General features: G+C 41.1%; 20 protein-coding genes and 1 pseudogene. 1 reads left to right on the forward strand and 20 read right to left on the reverse strand.

Going from position 1 to position 21,911, the window contains the following annotated elements; translation table 11 throughout:
- The first annotated feature begins 15 nt into the window (after positions 1-15).
- Positions 16-771: a hypothetical protein gene (locus DW981_RS00490; RefSeq protein ID WP_022026167.1), complete on the forward strand. Its 756-nt coding sequence runs from the start codon at positions 16-18 to the stop codon at positions 769-771.
- Here the strand turns inward: DW981_RS00490 and DW981_RS00495 are convergent.
- From DW981_RS00495 to argB, 20 genes and pseudogenes are all read right to left on the reverse strand, one after another.
- Positions 768-1,079 (reverse strand): LysM peptidoglycan-binding domain-containing protein, encoded by a 312-nt coding sequence (locus DW981_RS00495; protein WP_022026168.1) that lies wholly within the window; start codon positions 1,077-1,079, stop codon positions 768-770. The two genes, DW981_RS00490 and DW981_RS00495, sit on opposite strands and share 4 nt — an antisense overlap.
- A 228-nt stretch (positions 1,080-1,307) precedes the next feature.
- Positions 1,308-1,838, reverse strand: a complete 531-nt coding sequence (locus DW981_RS00500; RefSeq protein ID WP_118506379.1) for a DUF3877 family protein — start codon at positions 1,836-1,838, stop codon at positions 1,308-1,310.
- Positions 1,839-1,971: 133 nt separating this feature from the next.
- Entirely contained in the window at positions 1,972-3,000 is a 1,029-nt protein-coding gene (locus tag DW981_RS00505) for a GGGtGRT protein (RefSeq protein ID WP_118506380.1), read from the reverse strand.
- Positions 3,001-3,021: 21 nt separating this feature from the next.
- Positions 3,022-3,729 carry a hypothetical protein gene (locus tag DW981_RS00510; RefSeq protein WP_118506381.1) on the reverse strand — a complete coding sequence of 236 codons (708 nt, stop codon included), beginning with the start codon at positions 3,727-3,729 and terminating at the stop codon, positions 3,022-3,024.
- 163 nt (positions 3,730-3,892) lie between these two features.
- Positions 3,893-4,564 (reverse strand): hypothetical protein, encoded by a 672-nt coding sequence (locus DW981_RS00515; protein ID WP_022026172.1) that lies wholly within the window; start codon positions 4,562-4,564, stop codon positions 3,893-3,895.
- Between the two features lie 10 nt (positions 4,565-4,574).
- Positions 4,575-6,599: a DNA topoisomerase gene (locus DW981_RS00520; RefSeq protein WP_022026173.1), complete on the reverse strand. Its 2,025-nt coding sequence runs from the start codon at positions 6,597-6,599 to the stop codon at positions 4,575-4,577.
- 26 nt (positions 6,600-6,625) lie between these two features.
- Positions 6,626-6,757 (reverse strand): hypothetical protein, encoded by a 132-nt coding sequence (locus DW981_RS15845; RefSeq protein ID WP_022026174.1) that lies wholly within the window; start codon positions 6,755-6,757, stop codon positions 6,626-6,628.
- Between the two features lie 51 nt (positions 6,758-6,808).
- Positions 6,809-8,239 carry an SHOCT domain-containing protein gene (locus DW981_RS00525; RefSeq protein ID WP_118506382.1) on the reverse strand — a complete coding sequence of 477 codons (1,431 nt, stop codon included), beginning with the start codon at positions 8,237-8,239 and terminating at the stop codon, positions 6,809-6,811.
- Between the two features lie 41 nt (positions 8,240-8,280).
- The gene (gene glyA / locus DW981_RS00530) at positions 8,281-9,522 is read right to left on the reverse strand and encodes a serine hydroxymethyltransferase (RefSeq protein ID WP_022025385.1); all 1,242 of its coding nucleotides are present in this window, start codon (positions 9,520-9,522) and stop codon (positions 8,281-8,283) included.
- A gap of 15 nt (positions 9,523-9,537) precedes the next feature.
- Positions 9,538-10,808 (reverse strand): annotated as a pseudogene (purD, locus tag DW981_RS00535) (phosphoribosylamine--glycine ligase).
- A 58-nt stretch (positions 10,809-10,866) separates the two neighbouring features.
- A complete protein-coding gene (purN, locus tag DW981_RS00540) occupies positions 10,867-11,493 on the reverse strand; it encodes a phosphoribosylglycinamide formyltransferase (RefSeq protein ID WP_022025383.1) in 627 nt (208 codons plus the stop codon).
- Positions 11,494-11,519: 26 nt separating this feature from the next.
- Positions 11,520-12,551, reverse strand: a complete 1,032-nt coding sequence (purM, locus tag DW981_RS00545; protein WP_118506383.1) for a phosphoribosylformylglycinamidine cyclo-ligase — start codon at positions 12,549-12,551, stop codon at positions 11,520-11,522.
- Between the two features lie 183 nt (positions 12,552-12,734).
- The gene (locus DW981_RS00550; RefSeq protein WP_118506384.1) at positions 12,735-15,113 is read right to left on the reverse strand and encodes a DNA internalization-related competence protein ComEC/Rec2; all 2,379 of its coding nucleotides are present in this window, start codon (positions 15,111-15,113) and stop codon (positions 12,735-12,737) included.
- Positions 15,079-16,050 (reverse strand): GerMN domain-containing protein, encoded by a 972-nt coding sequence (locus tag DW981_RS00555; protein ID WP_022025379.1) that lies wholly within the window; start codon positions 16,048-16,050, stop codon positions 15,079-15,081. The genes DW981_RS00550 and DW981_RS00555 overlap by 35 nt, the downstream gene beginning before the upstream one ends.
- 29 nt (positions 16,051-16,079) lie before the next feature.
- Positions 16,080-17,231 (reverse strand): HAMP domain-containing sensor histidine kinase, encoded by a 1,152-nt coding sequence (locus DW981_RS00560; protein WP_118506385.1) that lies wholly within the window; start codon positions 17,229-17,231, stop codon positions 16,080-16,082.
- Positions 17,232-17,571: 340 nt separating this feature from the next.
- Positions 17,572-18,258 carry a response regulator transcription factor gene (locus DW981_RS00565; protein ID WP_118506427.1) on the reverse strand — a complete coding sequence of 229 codons (687 nt, stop codon included), beginning with the start codon at positions 18,256-18,258 and terminating at the stop codon, positions 17,572-17,574.
- A gap of 44 nt (positions 18,259-18,302) precedes the next feature.
- Entirely contained in the window at positions 18,303-18,917 is a 615-nt protein-coding gene (locus DW981_RS00570; protein ID WP_118506386.1) for a helix-hairpin-helix domain-containing protein, read from the reverse strand.
- A 238-nt stretch (positions 18,918-19,155) separates the two neighbouring features.
- Positions 19,156-19,605, reverse strand: a complete 450-nt coding sequence (locus tag DW981_RS00575) for a DMT family transporter (protein ID WP_022025375.1) — start codon at positions 19,603-19,605, stop codon at positions 19,156-19,158.
- 102 nt (positions 19,606-19,707) lie between these two features.
- On the reverse strand, positions 19,708-20,883 hold the full coding sequence (locus DW981_RS00580) for an aspartate aminotransferase family protein (protein ID WP_022025374.1): 1,176 nt from the start codon (positions 20,881-20,883) through the stop codon (positions 19,708-19,710).
- 47 nt (positions 20,884-20,930) lie between these two features.
- On the reverse strand, positions 20,931-21,845 hold the full coding sequence (gene argB, locus DW981_RS00585; RefSeq protein ID WP_022025373.1) for an acetylglutamate kinase: 915 nt from the start codon (positions 21,843-21,845) through the stop codon (positions 20,931-20,933).
- Between the last annotated feature and the right edge of the window lie 66 nt (positions 21,846-21,911).

Raw genomic sequence — 21,911 nt, forward strand, 5'->3', positions numbered from 1 at the left:
TAGATTGGAGGAAACATGAAATACACAGGAAGAACATCACGAAATATAAACATAAAGGCTTTGGGGTTGCTTTTATGTATACTGGTTGCATCTTATGGAATTATAAAAGCTCCGGCTTCTGATACCAGAAAATTAGAAGCGGATCTTCGTGAAAAACAGCAACTTATAAATGAGGAGAAGGGGAAAAAAGTTGAGGGTACATCTACTCTTCCATCGCAGCCAACATCTGCGTTACATACTGCAGTTCCGGCAGATAATATGCCGGCAGATACAAGCAAAGAAGCGGTTACCAAGAGACACCTTGTTACCGTGATTGGAGATTCTGTCTTTTTAGGAGCATCTGTAGCGTTTCAACAACAGTGTGAAAATGCAGTTGTGGATGCGAAAATTTCCAGACAAGTGGTACAGGCTTTGGATGTTGCAAAGCAATTAGACAAGAAACACAAATTAGGGGATATTGTCATTATTGCATTGGGAACCAATAGCAACTTCAATTCAAAGAGCGGTCAAAAATTGATTGATTATTTAGGCAAGGATCGAACCATTTATTGGATCGATACGTATGGAAAACATTTAGACATTCAAAAAGATGTCAATAATACGATCCAACGGGTTGTTGCAGCCAATAAAAATGTACAGCGCATTTATTGGTCAAAAGAAGGAGTAAAACATCCGGATTGGTTTTATCAGGACGGTGTACATCTTAATCCGCATGGCGAGAAAAAATATGCTCGTTTCATTATGCAGATGATACAATCTTCTTTGGATTAATTGGCTTGATATACAGGAACCATAAGATGGTTTCCGGCGTAAATCAGATCGCTGTCTAAACTGTTATATTCTTGGATGGCTTCGGCATAATCCTGAACAGAGCCGAACGCATCGCAATAATATTCATTGGCAATGCTTGACAATGTATCAGAAGAATGAATCAATACAGAAACATAACTGATTTTTGATTGATCCACTGAGGCTTGTGCGCTACTCTCAGAAGAATTACATACTCGCACCAGTCCAAATACAAGCAGACAAGCCAAAGTTAATGTGATAAGGATTCTTTTTCCATTGTATGTTCTCATAGTACACCTCGTTTCTGCATCGCTACGATGCAATCTGGTAAATGTCAGCAATAAAGGTTTTGTATATACAGAACGCTTGTTCTGTATATAATATACTATACGAACAAATGTTTGTCAATAAAAAACGAACATATTTTCGGTTTTTTATTAATAGTCGAAATATGTTCGTTTTATGTTAAAAAGATAGCGGTGTCAAAAATTCTGAATTTCCATGCTTAGAACCGGATCTTAAAAGTTGAAATCCTCATAATCCTCCGGTAGAAAACGATGATATATAATATGGATCTCCTCGTCCTTAAAACAATAATAATAAGGGTCGTCGCCCTCTAGAAAGCGGATGCGATAGTCAAATTCTCCGTTTTTAATTTCCTGTATTTCAACAGGTTGATCCTGTGCATGAAATAATGCAAAGATATCTTCCATTGTACAGCCATGACGACCGACAAGATCCACGAGAGATACGATAAATTCTGCCGGCTGCATATGATCGTGTACCCATTCAGATCCAACGGCAGGAATACCAATGCAGAACCGGTCATTTTGACAGGATATATCCAAAGTGCCAAGAGAATCTTTTGCAAAATCAGCTTCTTTTTGTAATTTTTCTGTTAATTGTTCTGCAGAATCCGTTGTGCCTAATATATGCTGTAAGCTACTTAATGGATAATATAAACGGATTGCTTCTTTTCGATAGCCGAGTTTTGCCTGCTCTTCTTTCACTAAGTCAATTAAGTTGTTCGTTAATTTCGTATAATTCATTCGAAACACCATACCTTTCTGTCCATTATGTCATAAAATGCCACCGCTATTATATAGGATTCCCATTATAATGGCAATAAAAAAGCAGACCAAACAACGATTGTCTGATCTGCTCTTCTATTATTGTACATTATTATTGAACAATTACAAGATTAGAACTTGCCAGCGTCAGCAGCTCCTGTACAGAAACAGCTACAGCAACTGTCATACCAACCATAGGGTTGTTACCAGCACCGATCAGTCCCATCATCTCAACGTGAGCAGGAACGGATGAAGAACCGGCAAACTGAGCATCGCTATGCATACGTCCTAATGTATCTGTCATACCATAGGAAGCAGGACCTGCTGCCATATTATCTGGATGAAGTGTACGACCTGTACCACCACCGGAAGCAACGGAGAAATATTTCTTACCCTGCTCTAAGCATTCTTTCTTGTAAGTACCAGCTACCGGATGCTGGAAACGAGTTGGGTTGGTTGAGTTACCTGTGATAGATACGTCAACACCCTCTTTGTGCATGATAGCAACACCCTCTGGTACAGAGTTTGCACCGTAGCAGTTTACTTTAGCACGAAGACCCTCAGAATAAGATTTGCGGAATACTTCTTTTACTTCATTTGTGTATGGATCAAACTCAGTTTCAACGAATGTAAAACCATTGATACGAGAGATGATCTGAGCAGCATCTTTACCAAGACCATTTAAGATAACGCGAAGAGGCTCTTTACGTACTTTGTTTGCCTTTTCTGCGATACCGATAGCACCTTCGGCAGCTGCAAAAGACTCATGTCCGGCTAAGAATGCGAAACATTTTGTCTCTTCCTCAAGGAGCATTTTACCAAGGTTACCATGTCCTAAACCTACCTTACGAGTATCAGCAACAGAACCAGGGATACAGAAAGACTGGAGTCCCTCACCGATTGCTGCTGCAGCGTCTGCTGCGCGACGGCAGTTTTTCTTAATTGCAATTGCTGCACCTACAATGTATGCCCAGCATGCATTCTCAAAACAAATTGGCTGGATGCCCTTGATCTGGTTATATACATCAAGTCCAGCATCTTTTGTGATTTTTTCTGCTTCTTCAAGAGAAGAAATTCCATAACTGTTTAATACAGCGTTGATCTGGTCAATTCTTCTTTCATATGATTCAAATAATGCCATGTTATGTTTGCCTCCTTTATATTATTTTGCGATTTCTTCATCTGTTCTTGGATCGATGAGTTTCACTGCGTCGTCAACACGACCGTACTGTCCGGCAGCTTTCTCCCAAGCTGTATTAGGATCATCACCCTTCTTGATGAAGTCAGTCATTTTACCAAGGTTTACAAACTTATAACCAATGATCAAATCCTCTTCATCCAAAGCGATAGCGGTTACATAACCCTCAGCCATCTCTAAGTAACGAGGACCTTTCTTTAAGGTTCCGTACATTGTACCAACCTGAGAACGAAGTCCTTTACCAAGGTCTTCCAAACCAGCACCAATAGCAAGTCCATCCTCAGAGAATGCACTCTGTGAACGACCATAAACGATCTGTAAGAAGAGCTCTCTCATTGCTGTATTAATTGCATCGCATACAAGGTCAGTATTCAGTGCCTCCATAACAGTCAGACCCGGAAGGATCTCTGATGCCATAGCAGCAGAATGTGTCATACCTGAGCAGCCGATTGTCTCTACTAATGCTTCCTGAATGATACCCTCTTTAACGTTAAGAGACATCTTACAAGCACCCTGCTGTGGTGCACACCAGCCTACACCATGTGTAAAACCAGAGATATCTTTTACTTCCTTTGCCTGAACCCATTTTGCTTCCTCTGGGATTGGCGCTGCACCGTGATGCACACCCTGAGCAACTGGGCACATGTTTTCTACTTCCTGTGAATAAATCATGTTTATGCTCCTTTCGATTTGCTTTTTCTCTGCAGAAATATTTCCACAGTTCTATGACCATTTTCGCACAAATTTATCAATTAGTCTACACTTTTCGCCAATATTTCTTAAAAAATCTGACGAAAAAGATGGTTAGAAATAAATGACAACGACTATATTCGCATTATATGTCTTTCTGTACGATATTTGATTGTTTCTTAAAAATACAGCCCCTTGGAATAAAACCACGAACACTGGACAATGGGTAAACATTAGTATTGCTTCCGATCACTGTTCCCGGATTAAGAACACTGTTACATCCTACTTCTACATAATTTCCAAGAATTGCACCCATTTTTTTCAGTCCGGTATTAAGTTTTTCGCCCTGATAATTGATCGTAACTTTGGTTTTGTCTGATTTTACATTAGAAGTGATGGAGCCGGCACCCATATGCGATTTAAATCCCAAAATTGAATCACCGACATAATTATAGTGTGGAACCTGGACATTATTAAACAAAATGACATTTTTTAATTCGGTAGAATTACCAACAACGCAGTTTTCGCCGACAATTGCTTTGCCGCGGATAAATGCACATTGTCTTACTTCCGTATTTTTACCAATGATGCATGGTCCTGTGATCGATGCAGTTGGTGCGATTGTTGCGGACTTAGCGATCCAGATATTGCCATCAATGCAGTCATACTCATCTTCCGAAAGAGTTTTACCCAGTTCCAAAATAAAAGCTTCGATCTTTGGAAGCACTTCCCACGGATAATCGCAGTCTTCAAAGATATCTTTTGCTATCGTCTCCTCCATATTAAATAAATTTTTGTTTTTCATTGAATCATACATATGAAACACCTCATTTCTTATAATATACAGCTGCTTTGTCAAATTGTTGACGAAGAGCCGTTTGATTAGCAGTTTGTTTGACATATTGAACACGACGGGTAATAAAGCCGTTTAATTTGGCCATGTATTGTTCCTCTGTGATCTGTCCTTCAGCAACTTGTGTCAAGCCTAATTCCCAACTTGCAGTCAGTTCGGGATTTAGCAAAGAACGTATGGAACCATCAACAACGTCATATACCATTTCACCGAGTAATTCCGGTGTGATGATCTGTGTTTTTTTATTTAATTTCAGATATTTAATCTTGACTAGTTTACTCAAGATCTCGGCACGTGTGGCACTGGTGCCGATTCCGCTTCCCTTTATCTGTGCTCGCAGTTCCTCTTCTTCAATCAGTTGTCCTGCATTTTCCATAGCCAAAATGATCGAACCTGAGTTATAGCGCTTTGGTGGAGATGTTTCTCCTTCTTTAATAAAGAATTCTTCCACCGGAAGTGCCATTCCTTTTTTTAGATTTTGGATTGACGTGATCAGATTCTCGTCAAAAGTGACAGTTTCCATAGAATTCTCACTGTTTTTGGAAACAGATGCGTTAGTGGACATATTTTTCTTAGCAAAAGATGCAGTCGCAAGTTCCAAATAACCTTGTTTGACTAAAATCTTAAAATTTGCAAAAAATGTTTCTGTATCACGTTTTGCAGTCACCCCGATCTTTAGATATTCTGCAGGCGGATAAAAGATACAGAGAAATCGACGGACGATCACTTCGTATACTCGTTGACTTGTCACACTTAAGTTGCCGAGTGCATTTAACCCCTGTCCGGTTGGAATGATCGCATAATGGTCCGTAATCTGCTTATCGTTTACATAACGGCTTTTGGCAATCCCGGCATAGGCTTTTTGCTCCATAATCTTTGCAGCATAGGGAGCAATCAGGGAATAATTTTGTAAACCACCGATATTTTTGTATATCTCTTTGGCTACAGCAGTAGAAAGTACACGTGCATCCGTACGGGGATATGTAACAAGCTTACGTTCATATAACTCTTGTACAATTTTTAGTGTTTCATCCGGACTGATCTTAAATAATTTGGAACATGTGTTTTGTAATTCCGCTAAATTAAAGAGCAAGGGTGGATTTTTACGTTCTTTTTTGCGTTCTACTTTTTGAATGATCACCTGCAAAGGATCATAGGTTAAGGTTTTGCAAAGCTGTTCGGCATCTTCGCGGTTTTTGAACCCATTTTCCTTATAAAGTTTCGGTGATTGGTAAAACTGGCTGCCTTCAACCGCACGCCATTCACCTTCAAATTGTTTCCCTTCCAGATTACATTTCATCAAAATACGATAAAATGGTGTCTTCACAAACTCTCTAATCTCACGTTCTCTTCGAACTACCATTCCAAGAACACAAGTCATGACACGACCGACTGAAATGGCAGACCACTTACCGGTGTTAAGGTAATCCATTACGGGACGTCCATATTTCAGTGATAATACGCGCGAAAAGTTTATGCCCATCAAATAATCTTCTTTGGCTCTTAGATAGGCGGAAGCGGAAAGATTATCATATTCAGAAAGTGGTTTTGCTTCGGTAATGCCGCGCTTGATCTCCTCTTCCGTTTGGGAATCAATCCATACTCTGCGTTTGTCCTTGGTATCCGGAACATGTGCCATCTGATCTACTAAGCGGTAGATATATTCCCCTTCGCGCCCGGAATCAGTGCATACATAAATGGTAGATACATCTTCGCGATTTAAAAGACCAGCCACAATATTGAATTGTTTTTTTACATCTGGAATAAGTTCGTATAGAAATTTTTCCGGCAAAAAAGGCAGGGTTTGTAGAGTCCACTTTTTTAATGCTTTATCATAAGCATCCGGATAACTCATTGTAACCAGGTGCCCAACACACCAAGTAACAATGTAATCCTGTGACTCCATATAACCCTGTCCTGCATTGCCCGAGACGCCAAGTGTCTTAGCAAATTCCTTTGCGACACTTGGTTTCTCAGCGATAAATAATTTTTTACTCATATGCTGTTGTTACAGAAACAAAACGTTTACTGTTCCTCCCTATTTTTCGCATGAATATACTCTGCATATGTTTTTTGTCCAAATATGATCGCAACAATAACTGCTCCGGTTACGCAAACATATTTAACAATTTTTGTAACATTAATCTCAATGTTCATGGTTGATTCTCTCCAATCTTAAGCAATAAATATGTAATATATTATATTATATTATTCATTGCTTTCTGCGTTTTCCGCATCAGAAGCAGCTTCCTCTTCCGGTTCTTCTTCTGTTGGTAATAATTCATGCATTTTCGTATTAAACTCATCTTGTGTCATAATGCCCTTTTTCACAAGTTCTTTATATTTGCGGTTAGCACGCACAATAGCAACATCGGAGTAGTTGTTTTTCTTTAGATCTTCTAAAATCTGATCTTCGATGTTTGACTTAAGAGTTGCTGCATTCTGCGCTGAGTTATCAACAGCTGGTTGAGCCGGTTGTGTTTGCACCGGATTTTGCTGCTGAACAGGTTGAGCCGGTGTCGGCTGAACAGGTTGTGCCTGCACTTGTGGCTGTGCCGGTTGAACCGGAGCCTGCTGTTGAACAGGTTGAGCCTGAACCTGAGATTGAACCGGAGTCTGTGCTGTAGCCGCAACTGGTTCTTCATCATCATAATCAATAAATGGCGACTCTGGTTTTGCTATTGGCTGAGCCTGAATTTTAGGTTGAACCGGTGTAGCTGCCTGCTGTACTTTGGCAGGCTGAACCGGTGTTGCAGAAGTAGCTTGAACCTGAGGCTGAGCCTGCTGTACTGATGCTCGCTGTTGAACAGGTTGTGCCTGCACTTGTGGCTGAACCGAAGCCTGCCGTTGAACAGGTTGAGCCTGAACTTGAGGTTGAACCGAAGCCTGTGGCTGAACAGGTTGAGCCTGAACTTGAGGTTGAACCGAAGCCTGCGGCTGGACTGCCTGAGCTTGTGGCTGTACCGGTCTAGCCTGCGGTTGTGCACCAGACTGAACTGGTGTAGCTGTATGTGCGGCCTGAGAAACTGTAGCCTGTGGAGGCACTGCCTGTGGAGTTACCGGCTGTGAAGCTGGAGTTTCTGTTGCTGCAACTTCATCCTCTTCCTCATAGTACTCGTCATCCTCATAATATTCGTCCTCCGGATCCACATATTTACCAAGATGCTTGAGATCACTATCGTCTTTGTTGTGACCACAGGCACATGAGGTAATATAATATGCGTTGATACGGCGGCAAAATCCACACTGCCATCCTCCATCGTCAATTAAATCCTGCTCGTATTCTCCAAGCTCTGTATCTTCATAAATATATTTATTTTTGACAGGCTTTGGAGCTTCCGGCTCAGGCTGAGCCGGCTGTGAAACAGTAGTCTCTACTGACGCAGCATCCTCTTTAGCCTCTTCTGCAGAAGCCATCTGTGCTGCCGGAGTCTCTAATTTCTGACCGGTTTTTTCTACATATTCTTCATATAAACCAAGACGATTTAAATCGCTGTCTTTTTTGTTGTGTCCACATGCGCAAGAACCAACATAATTGGCGTTGACACGTTCACAAAATGAACACTGCCATCCTCCATCTAAAAGCAATTCTTTTTCATAATCGCTAAACTGTGGCACATTTCCTTGTTTGTCACTCATACGTACACCTCATTTCTTTCATACCTTTGTTTCCTTCTCGTTTATTCGTACAACGGATAACGGTCTGTCAAACCTTTTACGATTTCCGTTGCTTTTGCCTTATTGCCTTCCGGATCTGCAATGATCATTGCAATCGCATCAGCAACCATATCAAGATCAGCTTCGTTAAAACCTCTTGTTGTCACTGCGGCTGTTCCCAAACGGATACCACTCGTTACAAAAGGTGACTGTGGATCATTAGGAATTGTATTTTTATTACATGTGATATGTGCTGCATCCAACCATTTTTCTACGTCTTTACCTGTTAGATTTTTATCTGCAAGATCAACAAGCATCAAATGGTTATCTGTTCCACCGGAAACAATCTTAATGCCGCGGTTTTGTAACCCCTTACAAAGTGCCTGTGCATTTTTAATAATATTTTTACCGTACTCTTTGAATTCCGGCTGTAACGCTTCTTTGAAGCAGACAGCCTTTGCTGCGATCACATGCATCAAAGGACCACCCTGAATACCCGGGAATAACGCTTTGTTAAAATTGATCTCTTTCGCAAATTCTTCGCTGGAAAGAATCATTCCACCACGAGGTCCACGTAATGTTTTGTGGGTTGTCGTCGTGGTAACATGAGCATATGGAATTGGGCTCTCGTGAACACCTGCTGCTACTAAGCCGGCGATATGAGCCATATCAACCATCAAATAAGCTCCCACAGAATCTGCGATTTCGCGAAAACGCTTGAAATCAATTTTACGAGCGTATGCACTTGCACCGGCAATGATCATTTTTGGTTTGCATTTCTTAGCAATACTTTCTACTTCATCATAATCAATGAAACCATCGTCATTTACACCATAAGGTACACAATGGAAATATTTACCGGACATATTGACCGGACTTCCATGTGTCAAGTGTCCGCCGTGATCAAGATTCATGCCCATATAGGTATCTCCCGGCTGCAGCAAAGCAAAAAATACTGTCATATTTGCCTGTGCACCGGAATGCGGCTGTACATTGGCGTATGTACAATCAAATAACTTCATAGCACGATCTCTTGCAAGATCTTCAACAATATCAACGTATTCGCATCCACCATAATAGCGTTTGCCAGGGTAACCTTCCGCATATTTGTTAGTCAATGTGCTGCCCATGGCTGCCATAACCGCTTTACTTACTAAATTTTCAGAAGCGATCAATTCAATGTTATCACGCTGACGATTTGTCTCCTTGTCCATTGCTGCTGCAACTTCCGGATCAAAACGTTCTACTTCTTCAAATGAGTACATATATTATCCTCCTTTTTATATTTCATCAATTGCTTTTCCAATATCGTTACGCATATATTTATTATCAAAAGTAACCCATTCGGTTGCCTTATATGCATTTTTACGCGCTTCCTTCAATGTAGCACCTTTGGCAGTAATGCCCAATACTCTTCCACCATTGGTTACTAAACCGTCTTCCGTCAATTTTGTTCCGGCATGGAATGCATAATAACCGTCTTCCGAAGCAAAATCTTTCAGAAATGTAATCTTTTTCCCTTTTTCATAATGTTCCGGATAGCCATCAGAAGCTAATACAACACAGACAGCCGCATTATCTTCAAATTGAAGATCTACTTGGTCTAACTTTCCGTCAATACAAGCCTCCATAACATCGATAATATCGTTTTTCATGCGAGGCAGAACAACCTGTGCCTCCGGATCGCCAAATCTTGCATTGTATTCCAATACTTTTGGACCGTCCTGCGTCATCATAAGGCCAACAAAAAGTATTCCTACGAAATCTCTTCCTTCTGCTTTCATAGCATCCATTGTTGGCTGATATATTTGTTCTTCACAGAACTTCTGAATCTCCGGCGTATAAAACGGACTCGGTGAAAATGTTCCCATTCCTCCGGTGTTTAATCCTGATCTCCGTCTTTGGCACGTTTGTGATCTTGTGCACTGGTCATCGGTTTGATATGTGTACCATCACAGAAGCAAAGTACAGAAGCTTCTCTACCAACCATAAAGTCTTCTATGACGATAGTGTTGCCGGCATCTCCAAATTGTTTATCTAACATTAATGAGGTAACACCTGCCTCTGCTTCCTGCAGATTTTGACAGATCAATACACCTTTTCCAAGTGCCAGACCATCTGCTTTCAACACAACCGGAAAACTTACATTTTCTAAATAGATCAACGCTTCCTCCGGAGAATGAAATGTTTCATAATGGCAGGTTGGAATGTTGTATTTTTTCATGAGATCCTTTGAAAAACTTTTAGAGCCTTCGATGATCGCAGCATTTTTACGTGGACCAAATACGCGAAGTCCCTGCGCTTCAAATACATCGACAATGCCACCAACCAAAGGATCATCCATGCCGATGATCGTCAGATCGATCTCATTTTCTTTGGCGAATGCAGCAAGTTTATCAAATTCCATAGCAGTAATATTTACGCATTCTGCAATTTCTGCGATCCCACCATTACCAGGTGCACAGTAAATTTTATCGACACGTTTGCTCTGGGAGACACTCCAGGCAATTGCATGCTCTCTTCCGCCGCTTCCTACAATTAATACTTTCATCTTGTTTCCTCATTTCTGCATATCCTGCGATGCGTTTATTTATTCCGTGGAAATGATACTAACGGCTTACAACAGCTATACCATTCTGTACGGAAACTTTTCCTGCGCCAATCAGATCAATTGCTTCCGGAAGAATGTTCCATTCAGCTTGTTCCATCACACGTCGCTGTAGAATTTCCGGAGTATCTCCATTTTTTACTTCAACAGCTTTTTGTAAAATAATAGGACCATGATCTGCCTTTTCGTCTACAAAATGCACTGTGGCACCAGTTATCTTATTGCCACATGCCAAAACACTTTCGTGCACTTTCAATCCATAATACCCCATCCCGCAATGAGCCGGAATCAAGGATGGATGAATGTTAATGATCTTATTTGGGTAGGCTGCGATCATTTCAGATGGAACGATCACCAGATAACCTGCCAGCACAACAAGATCAATATTATATTTGTGTAGAGCATCAACCATTGCTTCGCCAAAAGCACTCCGGTTTTCGTATTCCTTTGGGGAAATACATAACGCCGGGATCCCTGCATTATTTGCACGCTCCAGTGCATAAGCATCCGCTTTATTACTGATCACAACAGCAATTTGTGTGTTGTGAATTTTACCGGAATGGACGGCATCTATGATTGCCTGCAGGTTCGTTCCACCACCGGATACACATACTGCAATTTTCTGCATACTAATCCTCGTTTCAATATGTATTATTAGGACAAAAGAGAAATTCCCTTTTCACCCTCTGCGATCTCTCCTATAATATATGCTTTTTCTCCAGCCTGCTCTGCTAAAGCTACTGTCTTGTCTGCATCAGCAGCATCTACTGCAAGAAGCATACCGATACCCATATTATAAGTGTTATACATCATCTCTTTGGAAATGTTGCCTTCTTTTGCCAACATGTCAAAGATCGGTGGGATCTCGTAACTTCCCACTTTGATATTTGCATGTGCATTTTCAGGAAGCATACGCGGAATATTCTCATAAAAACCACCGCCTGTAATATGGCTGCAGCCTTTGATCGTTACGCCACCCTCTTTGATCGTGCGCAGTGCCTTCACATAAATCACAGTAGGTGTTAATAATGTTTCACCAAGTGATTTGCCGCCAAGAGACTCGTATGTTTTATCCAAGCTTTCTTTTTTCATTTCGAACACTTTGCGAACCAAAGAATATCCATTGCTGTGAATACCGGAAGAAGCAATTCCAACCAGCACATCACCTTTTGCAATTGTTTTACCTGTGATCATATTTTTGCGGTCAACAACACCAACCGCAAAACCGGCAAGATCATACTCATCTACCGGATAAAATCCAGGCATTTCTGCAGTCTCACCACCGATCAAAGCTGCACCGGACTGTTTGCAGCCGTTTGCCACACCGGATACGATGGAAGCAATCTTTTCCGGTTCATTCTTGCCACAGGCAATATAATCAAGGAAGAATAACGGTTCACCACCTGCACAGGCGATGTCATTAACACACATTGCGACACAATCAATACCAACGGTATCATGGCGATCCATTTCAAATGCCACTTTCAATTTGGTGCCAACGCCATCTGTTCCGGATACTAAAGTAGGCTGTTCCATTGTCTTGAACGCCTCCATAGAAAACGCTCCTGAAAATCCACCGATATCAGTAAGCACTTCACTGCGCATCGTTCCGGCAATATGCTCTTTCATCAGTTCTACCGCTTTATATCCGGCTTCAATGTCTACTCCCGCATTCTTGTAATCCATGTTTTCCTCATTTCTGCGTTGCAATCGTAATAGTATTATATAAATCGGGAAATATCCCATAATGCAATTCATCGCAGGCAACGCACTACAACAAATGTATTGCATAAACATAGCAAATCTACTTTATTGTAGCACAATTCCTACTGTTTGTCATTGGAATTTTCCAAAAAATTCTCAAAAATATCACTTGTTTTTGTCAAAATAGCCCAATACGCTAACGGAATCCCTGCCGGCATAAACTGTAACTGCACCTTGTTCGGTAGTGGATAATATATGTGCAGATATGCTGTTTAGACGAGATAATAATTCCCGATGCGGATGGCCGTAACGATTATTTTTACCACAGGAAATGATCGCATATTGCGGTTGCACTTGCGCTAGAAATTCAGCACTGGTTGAATTTTTAGAACCATGATGTGCTACTTTTAGAATGTTAAATCTGGTGCCGGAACGCTTTAACTGTTCTAAGACATACTGCTCTCCGTCACCTTCCAGATCACCACATAATAGCATCTTTGTTGAATAATACGTAACTTCTAAAGTCGTAGAATATGCATTTGCAGAAGAAGCATCAAAAAAAGGTTTTGGATGCAGACAAGCAACAGATAATGCGCCTTTTTGCAGATGATCGCCGGCACATATTGTTTGAATCGGAATATCTGCCTGCTTGGCAGCAGTGATCATCTGGCGATATCCTTCTTCACTCTGCATTTCTTGCGATGGCAATGGTAAAAGAAGTTTGCGGATTTGGATATCCTGGCGGTCTGCAACATGCTTCATTAATTCCAGCTGACCGGATATATGGTCTTTGTCAGCATGAGTCATGATCATATAATCTATGCAGTGAATTCCTTGTGATTTGAGATATGGAATCAAACAATACTCTCCTATATTGTTTTTGCTGGTGCTTCCACCATCAATTAAAAATGTAGTGCCATCGGTGTGCTGCAGTAAAATTCCATCCCCCTGCCCTACATCCAGAAAAACAGCCTTAAAGTATTTTCGTGGAATGGGAAAAAGCAGAAGGATAACGGCAGCAGTCCAGATCAGCAAAGGATAAGGCTTGATAATCGTGCGTTTATTGATCCATAGTAGAGATAAGGCAAGAATAATGTAATATATCACGATGCGAGATATATGTGGTTGCCCGAGAATCAGTGAATGAATTGGCAATCGTTGGAACAGCCTGCACAAATATTCATAAAACGACAGAATGCAGTAGGTGGTGCCGAACAAAAAATGCGACACAAACGGCAGCCACAGACCTAGTATACATGCAATGCCGCCGATCAGCACCAGATAAGAAACCAGTGGCAGCACTAAGAGGTTCAGAAATATCCCGTAGACCGGAATCTCATAAAAAAAGAACAGTACGATTGGCAGTGTAGTTAGTTGAATGGCGGCACTGGCCAATAACGATTGTGCTGTTTTTTCCAGGAGAAGAGAGAGTTTACATTGGCATTTATCCAATAGCGTACTTTGCTGTTTTTCCCGTATCCAACGCCTTTTTTTGCGGAGTTTGGCGCGACGCTTTTCGGAATCACCTACTATGATCATCTGCAGAGCGGGTAAAATAGCAGCAATACCGAGCACAGCGAAATAAGATAATAAGAAACTGCAGGAATAGACAGCATAAGGATTTTGCAGTGTAATGATGCAGGCACTGATTGCCAGTGATGAAAGTAAATCGTAACTTCGATGCAGCAGATCTGCTGCGAATAGCAAGAGCATCATGATAACGGCACGACTGGTTGAAATGCTAAAACCCGTCATTAGTCCATACGATATTAAAAATGATATGGTTGCAAGAATACTGATGCGCCTCGGCAGCCGGCAGATAAGCAGCAGGCGAAAAATACCGAAACAAAAGATCGTGACATGAAGTCCGCTGATCGCTAACAGATGACCAATGCCGTTTTGCTGATATAGCTGTTTGATGTCTGAGGGAAGTTCTGTTTTTTGACCCAATAAAACAGCTTGCATTATACCGGCTTGTTTATCAGGCAGGCCGGATTCTATCGAAGTTGATAATCGATGTCTGATTTCATCCAATTTTGTAAACAATATGTTAGAATGGCCGGATACCACTTCGATCTGGTCAGCGTATAATTGATAATAGAAGTTTAGTTCCCGATAATATTGTTTTTGGTCAAATTCGCCCGGATTGGATGCCGTGGCAAAATTTTTCAGGGTGCCGAAACACTGTATCGTATTACCGGGAATAAGTGATGAAGTTTGATCTGAATAAACGATCATATTGGAAAAATCATATACTTTCTGTCCAGAAATATGGACAGATACTTTTTTGAGATATAAACGATTGGATGAATCAGTAGACTCTGCACGATAATAAATTCCCTTTATGCAAGCATTTATCTTATCATTATTTTTAGCGAGCAATGCCTCATACGGATAATTCTTCTGCCATTGTTCCTGCATGTGCGTGGCATGAAACCAGACCAACAGAAACATACAGATCGTACAGATCCAAACACAGGGTCTGCGAATATAAATCACCTCTTTAGAATCACTGGACAAGATCAAGATTTCTAGTAAATACATCTCCAAATGGCATAGAATCGTTATAGAATAATTCCTGTTTGCCGTTGATACTAAATTGCACTTTTGTAATATCCGGCAGTTCGATCAATGTATTAACGACAGAATAAATAGCCACTTCTGCTGTAATCCCGTCCGGTTTATTTAAAAACTGTTCTGAAAAATCAACATAACAGGTATGTTCTTTCAGGGTAACTTTGTTAAGGATCGTATCCTTAGGAATTGTTGCTTGTATATCCTTGGATGAAACGCCGTCAATCGTTGATGGTCCCTTTAGAAGCTGTTCAATGACTAGTTGCTCTAACGGAATTGTCGCATCATATGTGATCTCAACAGGTACTTCAACAAGCTTATCTCCTTTTCGAGATGCAAAATACATATTTACGGTTGCAGTCTGACGATATTTGGAACCGCTGTCTGTATTATCAATAAAGCTTTCGGCAGTCATATATCCGATGGAATTCATATTCGAATCGGTCAAAGGTTGCCCTGCCACGTAAAATTGCACAGCACGAACACCTTTAGACTGGCAGAGTGTTTTAACGATCGCAGCACGGCGCAAAATCTCATTAACACCGGAATAATTGCCATAGGAAGCATCTAAGTAAAGTGTCAAGTCTCCGTTGTTATCAAGAATAAAGTCATCAACAGATACATTGGCCGGAATAGCCTTTTTCATAGATACATCAGAAGGCTCTTTTTGAAGGTTGTGTAGTAATTCCTTGATAAGAGCTTCTCCTTTCTTATTTTTGGGAGAATATTTCTCATAAGTCATTTTCGTTTCAGCGGCGTTTATGCAATAAATATAGTATCCGGTATACTCCTTATGAGGGCGTGCGTGTACGAAAAGAAATGCCCAGACCAATATAGCGATCACAAGCAGAACGACCCATGGGACAAAATGATATTTATGTGTTGTAACAATGGTCTTTTCTTCCACGACCTCACCTCCAATTTTTTGTCATATGATCAGACAACATAAGTCAATGGGATACGCACCGTAAAGGTAGAACCCTCTTTTTCTTTACTGTGCAGTTTGATCGAGCCGCGGTGCAGCAACACAGTACTTCGTGTTAAGGATAAACCAAGTCCGGTTCCACCGGTATCACGGGATCTGGCCTTATCAACACGATAAAAACGATCAAAAATTTTATCTTGCACATCTTCCGGAATACCGACACCGGAATCTTCTATTTTGACATAGAAAAATTTATGATCGGCATTGAGGGTGACGCGCACCCAGCCATCGTCATAATTATACTTGATCGCATTTTCAATCAAATTATTCAATGCGATCGACAGTTTTACCTCGTCAACATCTGCCATTATCGGTCGAAAACTCTCATAGATCAATTCGATGTTACGTTCTGCAGCAATCGGTCGTAAGCGCTTTAGCAACTGTTCGATCAAATCGTTGATACTGATATTGACAATATTCATTTCTGCAGTATTTTTATCAAGTTTTACCATTGTGAGGAGATCGTTGATGATATTTGTCATACGTTCGATCTCATGCGTGATATCCACCAAAAATTCACGATATAATTCTTCCGGCATACCTTCTTGAGAAAGCAGGGAATCTGACAATACCTTCATAGATGCTAATGGTGTCTTTAATTCGTGAGACACATTAGAAGCAAAGTTTTGTTTTGCTTCATCCTGCTGCCTGATAACATCGATCATGCGGTTAAAAGATTCTGAAATTCGTTCAACCTCGGAGTAAGTATGCACATCTAACTTAGTGTCCATATCTCCTGCGGCAATGTCATCAATAGATTCTGTAACACGCTGTAATGGTCTGGTGATCAAAACTGAGTAACCAAACGCAAGAAACATGATAACGATTGCGATTGTTAATATCAAAATAATGCTGCGTCGGTTGATCACATTTGCAGTTGTACGAAAATTCTTGGTGGAAAAAGTCAAAATGATCGCACCGGTCGTCTGTTCAGTAGACGCGTTTACGATCGGCATCGTAAGCTGTACGTAGTCACCGAGATCATTTACGTAACGTTTTTCATGATCAACAAAGCAACGAACTACTTCTGAGGAGATCATCGTTTTGCCAACTTCCAGATTAAACGTATCTGTTACGACAGACAGATCCTGATTGATGATCAAAACACGCCCCTGATAGATGGTTGCAATAGATTCCGCTTCCTGTTCAACTTCAGGTGCCTCCTGTCCGGTAAGATATTCAGAACTGTTAACAAGGTTACTGAGGACGGTTCCATAAGATTGAATCTCATCCGTTCGTTGAGAGATCAGTCTTTTCTCGTAAGAATTAATTAGAATATTCGAAAAAAGATGACCGGTATCAAACCAATCACCACCAGTACGGCAAACAATTGCACCCGCATACTGCGGATCTGCACTAGTAATTCTTTTCCTCGCTCAAGCAAAATGATTCCTCCAAACGGCTGTCAGGCCACAAAATAGTAATACATACGGCTGGATATGCCTATCGTTGGAAATAATAGCCAACACCCCATTTGGTATGGATATATTTTGGTGCACTTGGGGTTGTTTCAATTTTTTCTCGAAGTCTTCGAATATGTACATCGACGGTTCTGACATCACCCGGATAATCATATCCCCAAACGGTATTGAGAAGTTCTTCACGACTATATACTTTATTAGGGTGAAGCATTAAAAGTTCCAACAGGTCGAATTCCTTTGCCGTCAGATTCACTTCTTTGTCATCAATGTAACCTCTACGGCTGTCCAGATCAATGCGAAGTGATTCAAATGAAAGTACCTTTTCAGGCTCTTTGGCTGTTTTGGAACTGCTTCGGCGAATAATAGCACGGATCCTTGCCTTTACTTCCAAAATGTTAAAAGGCTTCGTAATATAGTCATCCGCACCATACTCCAGCCCCAGGATCTTATCCATATCTTCACCTTTAGCAGTCAGCATAATGATAGGAACATCCGAAGATTCACGAATCTGCTGGCACACTTCAAAACCTGTAAGTTTTGGCAGCATCACATCTAATAATATGACATCATATTGATTGGAGGATGCAAGTGAAAGAGCTTCCTCACCATCATAAGCACAATCAACTTCCATGCCGTCCTGTTCCAAGCTAAAACGAATTCCCTTAACAATTAACTTTTCATCATCTACAACCAATACTTTCTTTGCCATATTTCCCTCACTTTCGACGTTAAACATAAACGTCTCTCTTTATTTCAAATAGTTATTTTGTTTTTGATCTTATCGAAGACACCATTTTTGATCCCGGATATATTCATAATATCCTCGATCTTTTGGAAACTGCCATGCTCCGTGCGATAGGCAACGATAGCGTTTGCCTTGGATTCCCCAATTCCAGGCAACGATAACAATTGCTCTTTCGTAGCTTTGTTGAGACTGATCTTGTCCGACGAAGTGGCAGATGCAGTCTGTGCATCGGATTCTGCGCGTGGTTGATCCTTTGCTGTCTTTGATCGGCGCGGAATCTCTATCTGCTCTCCATCCTGAACGAAACGAGCCTGATTGACGGCATTGGTGTCTGCTTTTTTGGTTAATCCTCCTGCAGATGCAATAACATCGCAGATGCGGACAGACTCACTAAAACGATATACGCCTGGGTGCTTCACGGCACCACAAATGAAAACGGCAATCTCAGACGAATCCGTATTCACAGGCTTAGATGTATCACCAGCCGGAGCGCTGCTTTCTGATACGGATGCCTGAAAATTTGATTCTTTCGTAACCGGATCTTGCCCTTTTGTATACCAAAAACCTGCGCCCAATAGTATGGCACCACAAATAATCCAAATGATCCATTTTTGTTGTTTCATAACATTACCTCCTGCGAATTAGCGGGCAGGAATGTCTGATAAATATCGAAAATACGTAAAGTATACATATTTACGGATAGAATGTATGTCTTTCGAACCTTCCTCTATTCTAACGAATCTTTTTCATAATTACAAGTATAAGAATCTACAAAAATTCTTACATATTTCTTACTATTTTTGACAGACAACGAGCGGATGCGTCTGTCAAAGGTATGGTTGTTTATTGTAGGCCATCTGCTCATTTTCCAAACAGTTCATCCCACTTAAAAAGCATGATACCGCCGATCATTACAGCAATGCCAAACAGTCTTGTCCATGCAAATCCTGCTTTTGTGGTGCCAAATAGGCCAAACAATGAGATGATATATGATACGATCAATTGTGCAGAGACAATAAACATCGTAGCCTTCGCAGGTCCCAGCTGATTGATCGCAACAATGACGGTATATGTGATAAATGCACCAATAACACCGCCAAGAAGCATATACCATGGTTTTACCTGTACAATGCCTGAGATAGAACCTTCTTTACCAGTCACAAACCAGGCTGCCACACATATGACAAAAGCAGTGAGCTGAACAAAACCTGCAGCTACCCATACACCGGCCTGTTTGGTCACTTCTGCATTAAAAACCCCTTGTATACTCATTAACATACCGGATAATAGACCTATCAACATTCCTAACATAGAAATTCTCCTTTCTTCTACCAAAGCAACGAGAGCCGGACGAAATTCTGCCCGACTCTTCGTGAGAGTTCTATATTAAGTTGTTTCCCAATTTGCGGTGCTCTATTCGGATAAAACGTCATCTAATACGTTGATCATTTTATCAATATGCTCTTTTTCGACAATAAGTGGCGGCACAAAACGTATAATATTTGTACCTGCACTGATCAGAACAACGCCTGCTTGCAAGGCTTTTGCAACTACGTCTCCAGCCGGGATCGTAAGTTCCATCCCCTGCATCAGACCAAGGCCACGCACCTCTTTGACTTTATCCGGATGTGCTTCTGCCAAGGCTTCTAACTTTTCTGTCAGATATGGTGCGATCTCATTAACATGATCCAAAATGTGCAATTTATCATATTGATGAAATACTTCGCAAATGGCAGCAGTTGCGAGCGGATTACCGCCATAAGTAGTACCGTGATCCCCCGGTACCATCGCAACGGCATATTTTTCTGTGGCAGCGAAGGCTCCAACCGGAACACCACAACCTAATGCTTTGGCTGTAGTCAAAATATCCGGTGTCACACCATAATGCTGATAGGTGTACATTTTGCCGGTACGCCCCATACCACACTGGATCTCATCAAAGATCAATGCGATATCTTTTTCATCGCAGAGTGTACGCAGGCCTTTGATAAACTCTGGTGTTGCAGGATGGATTCCTCCCTCACCCTGCAAGGTCTCTAACAGGATTGCACAGGTCTCATCGGTTACCAGTGCCTTAACGCTTTCCAGATCATTGTAAGTTGCAAAAGAAACGCCACCGATCAACGGCTCAAACGCTTCTCTGTAATGTTTGGTTCCGGTTACAGACAAAGCACCCATCGTGCGGCCATGAAAAGAATGATCCATCGCGATCACTTCACCTTTGCTCTGTGGATTTTTATTAAAAGCATACTTTCTCGCCAGCTTAATTGCACCCTCGATCGCCTCTGCTCCACTGTTTGTAAAAAATACCCTGTCCATACCAGAAACATTGCATATTAGTTCTGCTGCTTTGATCGCAGGTTTTGTGTAATAAAGATTGGAAATATGGATCAGATCATCGATCTGGTCTTTTAATGCCTGCTTAAATTCTTCGTTACTGTATCCTAGTGCTGATACAGCAATACCGGCACCCATATCCAGGTATTTCTTCCCTTGGTCGTCATACAAATACATACCTTCACCTTTGGTGAATACAACACTTCTATTGTAAGTATGAATAAAATGTTTGTCTGCTTCCTGTATTGTCATCGTTCTCATCCTCATTTCTATCAAATTAATATTATGTGCCGGCTTTCTTAAATCTCATTACTGTATCGTCCACTGTCATCACCAATGATCGCCGTACCGATACCTCGTTTTGTAAAGAACTCCAAGAGTAAGCAGTGATCTCGTCTTCCATCCAAAATATGCACTCTGCCAACGCCGGAATTTACAGCGTGAATACAGTTGTTGACCTTTGGCAGCATACCGCCGCTGATAATGCCGGCTTCTATTAATTTGTTGGCTTCGATCAGATTCAGAACAGACACCAAAGTTGTTGGATCATTGGGATTCATGCAGACACCTTCAACATCCGTCAAAAATGCCAGTTTTTCTGCTCGAATACCACCTGCGATCGCACATGCTGCATCATCAGCATTGATATTATACGTATTGCCCTCGTCATCCATTCCGATAGGTGCAATGATCGGAATATAATCATTTTCCAAAAGTGTATCGATCACTTCGGTGTTAACATGATCAATATCCCCGACAAAACCGATATCTTTTCCGTTTGGCATTTTCTTTTGAACATGAAGCATACCGCCATCTTTTCCACAAAGCCCGATCGCTTTGACACCCAAATGTTCAACCATGGATACCAGATTTTTGTTAACGCGGTTAAGAACCATCTCAGCAATTTCCATTGTGTCTTTATCCGTCACGCGAAAACCCTCTTCAAAGCGTGTTTCTTTACCGACTTTACTGATCCATTTGCTAATCTCCTTGCCCCCGCCGTGTACAATGATCGGCTGCATACCGACCAATTTTAACAAGGCGACATCTTTGATCACACTCTCTTCCAGATTGTGATCTAACATAGCACTTCCGCCGTATTTAACAACGACTTTTTTTGAGTTGAAGTCTCGAATATACGGTAGTGCTTCGATCAATGTTTCTGCCTTGACGGTAATGTTATCTAAATATCTTTGCTGCTCTTCGTTACTCATAGTTTTTTCTATCCTCGCTTTTATGTACTTTCTTTTTTACTTAATAAGATTAAAGAGTCAAAAGGT

The organism is Clostridium sp. AM49-4BH, assembly GCF_003478335.1.
Lineage (GTDB): Bacteria > Bacillota > Clostridia > Lachnospirales > Lachnospiraceae > Butyribacter.

What these genes read in the sequence shown, in the direction of transcription:
- DW981_RS00565 (WP_118506427.1), bottom strand. Translation starts at nt 18,258, where the DNA reads ATGGCAAAGAAAGTATTGGTTGTAGATGATGAAAAGTTAATTGTTAAG.
- DW981_RS00520 (WP_022026173.1), bottom strand. Translation starts at nt 6,599, where the DNA reads ATGAGTAAAAAATTATTTATCGCTGAGAAACCAAGTGTCGCAAAGGAA.
- purM (WP_118506383.1), bottom strand. Translation starts at nt 12,551, where the DNA reads ATGGATTACAAGAATGCGGGAGTAGACATTGAAGCCGGATATAAAGCG.
- DW981_RS00510 (WP_118506381.1), bottom strand. Translation starts at nt 3,729, where the DNA reads ATGATTTATTCACAGGAAGTAGAAAACATGTGCCCAGTTGCTCAGGGT.
- DW981_RS00550 (WP_118506384.1), bottom strand. Translation starts at nt 15,113, where the DNA reads ATGTATTTACTAGAAATCTTGATCTTGTCCAGTGATTCTAAAGAGGTG.
- glyA (WP_022025385.1), bottom strand. Translation starts at nt 9,522, where the DNA reads ATGTACTCATTTGAAGAAGTAGAACGTTTTGATCCGGAAGTTGCAGCA.
- DW981_RS00575 (WP_022025375.1), bottom strand. Translation starts at nt 19,605, where the DNA reads ATGTTAGGAATGTTGATAGGTCTATTATCCGGTATGTTAATGAGTATA.
- DW981_RS15845 (WP_022026174.1), bottom strand. Translation starts at nt 6,757, where the DNA reads ATGAACATTGAGATTAATGTTACAAAAATTGTTAAATATGTTTGCGTA.
- DW981_RS00515 (WP_022026172.1), bottom strand. Translation starts at nt 4,564, where the DNA reads ATGTATGATTCAATGAAAAACAAAAATTTATTTAATATGGAGGAGACG.
- DW981_RS00580 (WP_022025374.1), bottom strand. Translation starts at nt 20,883, where the DNA reads ATGACAATACAGGAAGCAGACAAACATTTTATTCATACTTACAATAGA.
- purN (WP_022025383.1), bottom strand. Translation starts at nt 11,493, where the DNA reads ATGCAGAAAATTGCAGTATGTGTATCCGGTGGTGGAACGAACCTGCAG.
- DW981_RS00495 (WP_022026168.1), bottom strand. Translation starts at nt 1,079, where the DNA reads ATGAGAACATACAATGGAAAAAGAATCCTTATCACATTAACTTTGGCT.
- DW981_RS00505 (WP_118506380.1), bottom strand. Translation starts at nt 3,000, where the DNA reads ATGGCATTATTTGAATCATATGAAAGAAGAATTGACCAGATCAACGCT.
- DW981_RS00570 (WP_118506386.1), bottom strand. Translation starts at nt 18,917, where the DNA reads ATGAAACAACAAAAATGGATCATTTGGATTATTTGTGGTGCCATACTA.
- DW981_RS00500 (WP_118506379.1), bottom strand. Translation starts at nt 1,838, where the DNA reads ATGAATTATACGAAATTAACGAACAACTTAATTGACTTAGTGAAAGAA.
- argB (WP_022025373.1), bottom strand. Translation starts at nt 21,845, where the DNA reads ATGAGTAACGAAGAGCAGCAAAGATATTTAGATAACATTACCGTCAAG.
- DW981_RS00490 (WP_022026167.1), top strand. Translation starts at nt 16, where the DNA reads ATGAAATACACAGGAAGAACATCACGAAATATAAACATAAAGGCTTTG.
- DW981_RS00525 (WP_118506382.1), bottom strand. Translation starts at nt 8,239, where the DNA reads ATGAGTGACAAACAAGGAAATGTGCCACAGTTTAGCGATTATGAAAAA.